Consider the following 5,995-nt stretch of genomic DNA (forward strand, 5'->3'; position numbering starts at 1 on the left):
CCCACACACCCACACTCTCCCCCCCCCTGATTACTGGCTGCTGCGGAATTGCCCTCGCCCTGAAAATCAGATACACTGACTCTCGTGCGTGGCGACCGGCATGAGCGTCGGCGGCCGTCACCGGTGCCTGTGCGTCCAACCCCTCATCAGTCGAGTGCTTATGTCCCACACCTGGATTGCCATTCTGGATTTCGGTTCGCAGTACACCCAGCTCATCGCCCGCCGGGTTCGCGAACAGCATGTCTATTCCGAGATCATCCGGTTTGACACCCCCGCAGAGGCGCTGCGCGCGCGCAAGCCCGCCGGTATCATCCTCTCCGGCGGCCCGAACAGCGTCTTTGAGACGGGCGCCCCGCAGTGCGATCCGGCCCTCTTTGAGCTGGGCATCCCGGTGCTGGGCATTTGCTATGGCATGCAGCTCACGGCCCGGACGCTCGGCGGCACGGTCACGCCGGGCGATCATCGGGAATATGGCCACACCCGCATCGCCATAATGCCCAACAACCGCCTCTTCGCCGGGCTGCCCGATGAGAGTGACGTCTGGATGAGCCACGGCGATCAGGTGACCGCCATGCCCCCCGGCTTCAAGGCCTCCGCCCGCTCGCTCGCCTGCCCCGTGGCCGCCATGTGCCACGAGGGGCGCAATCTGTTCGCGCTGCAGTTCCACCCCGAAGTCGTCCATACCCAGAACGGCCAGCAGATTCTCCATAACTTTCTCTTCCCGATCTGCGGCTGCAGCGGCGACTGGAAGCTGGCCTCGTGGGTGGAGGAGACCGTCGCGGCGCTCAAGCGTCAGATCGGCGGCGAAGAGGTGGTGCTCGGCCTCAGCGGCGGCGTCGACTCGTCCGTCGTGGCGGCGCTCCTGCACCAGGCGATCGGCAACCGGCTTCACTGCATCTTTGTGGATAACGGGCTGCTCCGCGCCGGCGAGGATCGGCAGGTCGAAACGATGTTCCGCGCCAAGCTCGGCATGGATCTGCATGTCATTGACGCCCGGCAGCGTTTTTACGATGCGTTGAAGGGCGTCACCGACCCCGAGCGCAAGCGCAAGATCATCGGTCACGCGTTTATCGATGTCTTTTCGGAACAGGCCCGCCGTTTCAAGAATTGCAAGTTTCTCGGCCAGGGGACGATCTACCCCGACGTCATCGAGAGCCAAAGCCCGCTCAAGGGGCCGAGCCATACCATCAAGAGCCATCATAACGTCGGGGGGCTGCCGCCGGACCTGAAGTTCGAGCTCGTCGAGCCGCTGCGCGAGCTGTTCAAGGACGAGGTGCGCGCCGTCGGCCGCGTGTTGGGCCTGGACGCCGAGCTCCTCGACCGCCAGCCGTTCCCCGGCCCCGGCCTGGGCGTGCGGATCCTCGGCGAGGTCAACGCCGAGAATGTCCGCCTCCTGCAGCAGGCCGACCTGCGGGTGCAGGAGGAGATGCGCAAACTGCCGAACTACAGGCAGATCTGGCAGTCCTTCGCGGTCCTGCTCCCCGTGCGCTCGGTGGGTGTGATGGGCGACCAGCGGACCTACGAGAATGTCTGCGCGCTGCGGGTGGTCGACAGCATCGACGCCATGACGGCCGATTGGACGCGCGTCCCGTACGATACCCTCGCCCGCATCTCGAACCGCATCATCAACGAGGTGCGCGGCATCAACCGGGTCGTCTTCGACATCAGCTCCAAACCCCCCGCCACGATCGAATGGGAGTAGGCGGAACGCTCCCGGTCACCGCAATTTTTCCAGCAGGTCTTTGGCCGCGTAGTAGTCGGGGTTGGCGTAGAGGATGTTGCGCAGTTCCTGCTTGGCCTGCGTGCTGCGGTTGCGGGCGATGAGGAGCCGCACCCGCCACATGCGGTTGTCCAGAGTGGGCTGGAAGGTGATCAGCTCCTCCACCAATTGCAGGGCCGTGGCGAGGTCTTCCGCCTGGGCCGTCGCGTTCGCGGCAACCTGCAACACGCGGGGCAGCAGCTCCAGGGCCGTGGCATTGGCGGGATTGAGCTTGCGCGCGCGGCGCAGATGCTCGAGCGCGCCGATCCAGTCGCCTGCGGCGAAGCAACTGCGCCCGAGCCAGGCGACGACGGCGTCATCGTCAGGATCGCAGTCGACCGCGCGGGAGAGGTCGGCAATGACGTCTGGCAGAAGATTGGTGTCGGCGGCGTTCAGCGTGGCGCGCCACAGGAGGAACCGGGCGGTCTGCGGTGAGCGGGCGATGCAGGCGTTGATCCGTTCACGAACCCGCTCCGCTTCATTGGTCCCGGGCAGCAGGGGCAGGAGCCGGGCCGCCGCCGCCGCCAGCTCCGTGTCAACCGCCGGACGAAGGACTTTGTTCTCCTGCGTGAGGAGGCCAATGTGCGGCCGGGCGCGTTCGGCCTGGCTCTTCCGGCTGGGCCGTCCGGTCTGGCCCCACGCCGACAGCGCCTGCCAGACGGCGTTGGACTCCGAGGTGTCAACGGGCGCGCGCGTGGCCATGGCATCCCGCAGCCGTTCAAAACGGATGGAGAGGCGCACGACGCTGTCGGGGATCGTCTCGGCGAGGTTCTTCTGCTCCAGGGGGTCGTCCGACAAGTCGTAGATCTCCGGCGGCTCGTTGTCTATATACACCCAGTTGCCCGCCTGATACGAGGCCAGGGGGCGCCAGCGGAAGAGCGCGAAGGGGTATTCGGTCTCGGAATAGACGGCGGTGTCAGCCCCTGCGCCATAGCCCAGCAGATAGGGCGCGAGCGAGTCAAAACGGGAGGCTTGAAAGGTTTTTCCAAGCTGTCCCGGTATGGGAATGGGGGCCGGCACGCTGACCTGGCGCCGGGATGACCAGTTGGCCGCCTGGGTCCGGGACGGAGGCACGCCGGCGAGGTCCAGAAGGGTGGGGGCCGCCTGCACGAGACCGGCGCTGTAGGAGATGCGCGTGCCCGCGCCGCGGCGGGTGGGCAGCCGCAGCAGGCCGGGGACGCGGCGGGTGGGCGCCCGAAGCAGGAGACCGTGGCCGTATTCCCCGTTGTCGCCAAGCGCTTCGCCGGAAGAGGCGGTGACCAGGACCACCGTCTTCGCCGCGTCGGGGGTGGCGTTCAAGGCATCGAGGACGGACCCGATGGCGGCGTCCACTGCGGCGACGGCCTTCACATAGGCGTTGGTGTCGGCGGCGTCGATCGGTGCCCCCGAGCCGTCCAGCCGCGGCAGGGCCGTTCCGGAAAACTGAACCCACGCAAACCAGGGCGCATCGGGCTGGCGGGCCGTGAACCACGAGCGGAAACGGGCCGCCACCGCGAGGTCGGTGTGCTCCGGGAAGGGCGGGGGAAGCGGGGCGGCCGGCGGCTCGGCCCCATCCGGGGTGAGCGCGAGCGGCGACTGAAACAGGATGGCGTGTTCCGCGCCGGGGACGGGCGCGTGATAGACCGCAAAGCCGCGATCCAGGCCGTGGATCGGCGCGAGATGCGGGGAGCTGACGAAGGCCGCCGTTTGAAAGCCGACGGCGGCCAACGATTCGGTCATCGTGACGATCGTCGGCGGCAAACCGCCGAAGGCGTCGATCCGCAGGCCGTGTTCGGGCGGGTTGAGGCCCGTGAGGAGCGAGGCGTGTGCCGGGAGAGTCAGCGGGGCGGGCGTCGTCAGCTTGTCAAAGCGAATGCTCTCGCGTGCCAGACGGTCGAGCGCGGGCGTGTCCGCCGGCCCGCCGTAACAGCCCGGCATGTCCGCACGCAGCCCGTCCACCGTGATCAGCAACACGCTGGAATACTGAGGCTTCGAACAGCCGGTCAGCAGAAGGGCGAGCAGGGGAATGAGATAAATTCGTTTCATAGTTCACCACTGAAGATCGGCATGATAACACAAATCGTTTTTCGGTGAAAGGCCCAGAGTTCAGGGTTCAGGGTTCAGGCAAGACCCCTGCCCCCTTCTCACTCCAGGATCTTCAACAACCGCACCGTGACCTGATGCGGAGGTGCCGCGTCGCGGTAGACCTGCGCAATCGCAGTGGCCGAAGAAAGAACCGTGCCGTCCTTGAGCTTATCCGATGCAAAGCGCGTGGTGAAGGCGTCGGCGCGGAGGATGATCGTGAACATCTGCTGCTTGACGGTGAGCAGACCGGCGATGTTGCGGATCACTGCCTCCCTTTCGAATTCGCCGACGTCCTGACTGCTCCCGAAAGAAGCGAGGTAAGTCTTGAGCAACTGAGCAGACGAGCTGCCAGCGGAATAGACGCTGGCCAGGTCGGCGAGACCGCGGACCGGACCGTTTGCGCGCAGGCCGGCGTGGAGGTTGGCGGCCAGCGGCGCAGGCAAGGCAGGGGTGGTGACCGTGAGGGTGAGCGGTCGGGCGGCATCTGTCCCGGCCGAGTTCCAACTGGCCAAATAATTGCCAGCTTTCTCCGAACGCAACGGCATGCCGAGGTAGAGGAGCGCCAGAACATCGACGGGCGCGCTGTTGAGGTTGACCTTGCCGAAGGGCGCGGCGGCCGGATCGCGCAGCTCGAAAGTGTCGAGCACCCGGTGGTAGTCATCGGGCGTCGCATCAAAGGGGAAGTGGTCGTAAAGCCGGACCGTTTCCCACGGACCGCAGAGCAGATAGCCCAGGTCACCCGGCGTCTGCAACGGGGCGTTGGCGACGTGCATCTTGAGTTGAGCATCGAGTGCGTCGAGTTGTACACCGCCCACCGTGAGCTCATACACACCGTCCATGCGATTCGTTTCAAGCCCGGCTCTGCTGGCCCAGGTACGGTTGTTCAGAATGCCAGCGTAAAGAGGCAGTGTGCTGCGCGTGTAACGTTGCGCAGGAGGAGCACTGGTTATATTCGTTATGGACGAGGGAAACGATCCGACGCAAGAGGATCGCCATTGCCCGGGGACGGTTGTGCTGTAAGCGAAACGAGGCTCTACACACTCAGCCCAGAACGTAACGGTTCGGCCATTGTTCCAAAACGCGGCAGGCGTTCCGTTCAGATCAACGCGAAGACGCGCCCAGAATGGCATAAAGCTGGCTGGGGGGTAGTTTGTCGGGGGCAGGCTGGACAATTGTTCCGCCATGGGTACGTTGGCTGGAAAATACGTGCAACGTGTGCCCACGTTGTTATACACCTCTGTGCAGACGTAGACATCAAACTGAGGGAAAGGGATTGTGTTGTTGTTGGTTGTGACAGAGACCGAAAATACGGAAGCAGGCGTAAAAAGGAGTGATTCCGCATAAGACGTGGGTGGCGAATTGGTTGTGATTGGAGGCACAGAGGTTCCGGACTTGCAGATGCTTGGTGCCAGCTTGCCGGCAACCGAGCTTGGCGGGGCCGTATTTACAAAACCCAGAGCGCCCCTGAAGGATAACGGAAAGTCCGTTGCCGTGGAATCGCTAACCGGCCATTTGACGTAATTGATGATGGGTGTATAGGTGATGGTATGCGTGTAATTGATAGAATCGGTGGTGCTATTGGTATAAAACATGGTTACGCCAAAACAGGTCAACATCGGCAGCTTTTCTGTGATGGGGCGGTTGAATTGTGCGGCGACCCCTCCCCCGGGACTGCACATGACTGAGTCGCTGTCCAGATAATCGATGAGTGCGGCGTACAGGACATTAGGGCGAGACATCGTCGTCAGAGGCGCCGTGCCGGTGCAGCCGGCATCGGTCAAGGCTTGGTTGATAGCTGTTCGATCAGCACCCAGTCGATTCGTCGTCAGCCCGAACAGGTTGTAGGTGGTCACGCCTGGGACAGCGCCGGTGCTGTACCGCGAGAAGACTTCGAAGTTGGCGAGTTTCGCATAGTCGATGCCGCCGTTGAGCGTGGCGAGTTCGGCCACCGTTTCATAGCGGCCAGCCGATCGGACGGCATCGCGATTAGCGGTGAATGCGGTTGTATTGGTGAGGTCTTTGCGGCTGAGGATGTTGGTAGCAAGACGTACCTCCCCCAGCGAGGTTCCGAGCCAGCGGTTGGTGGCGGGGTCGTACACCCGATGCGCGTCGAGCAATCCCGAGGTGTCAATGACCGCGTAGGCGAATCGGCCGATGACCGAGCCCCCGTAG

At 64.1% G+C, this 5,995-nt stretch carries 3 protein-coding genes; 1 reads left to right on the forward strand and 2 read right to left on the reverse strand.

Going from position 1 to position 5,995, the window contains the following annotated elements:
• Positions 1 to 160 precede the first annotated feature (160 nt).
• Positions 161 to 1,702 (forward strand): glutamine-hydrolyzing GMP synthase, encoded by a 1,542-nt coding sequence (guaA, locus tag FJ222_11620; GenBank protein ID MBM4165071.1) that lies wholly within the window; start codon positions 161 to 163, stop codon positions 1,700 to 1,702.
• Between the two features lie 15 nt (positions 1,703 to 1,717).
• Here the strand turns inward: guaA and FJ222_11625 are convergent, their stop codons facing one another.
• Together FJ222_11625 and FJ222_11630 are read right to left on the reverse strand one after the other, a co-directional pair.
• The gene (locus FJ222_11625) at positions 1,718 to 3,784 is read right to left on the reverse strand and encodes a hypothetical protein (protein ID MBM4165072.1); all 2,067 of its coding nucleotides are present in this window, start codon (positions 3,782 to 3,784) and stop codon (positions 1,718 to 1,720) included.
• A gap of 98 nt (positions 3,785 to 3,882) precedes the next feature.
• A complete protein-coding gene (locus tag FJ222_11630; GenBank protein MBM4165073.1) occupies positions 3,883 to 5,940 on the reverse strand; it encodes a hypothetical protein in 2,058 nt (685 codons plus the stop codon).
• Between the last annotated feature and the right edge of the window lie 55 nt (positions 5,941 to 5,995).

The organism is Lentisphaerota bacterium, from assembly GCA_016873675.1.
Classification (GTDB): Bacteria; Verrucomicrobiota; Kiritimatiellia; order RFP12; family JAAYNR01; genus VGWG01.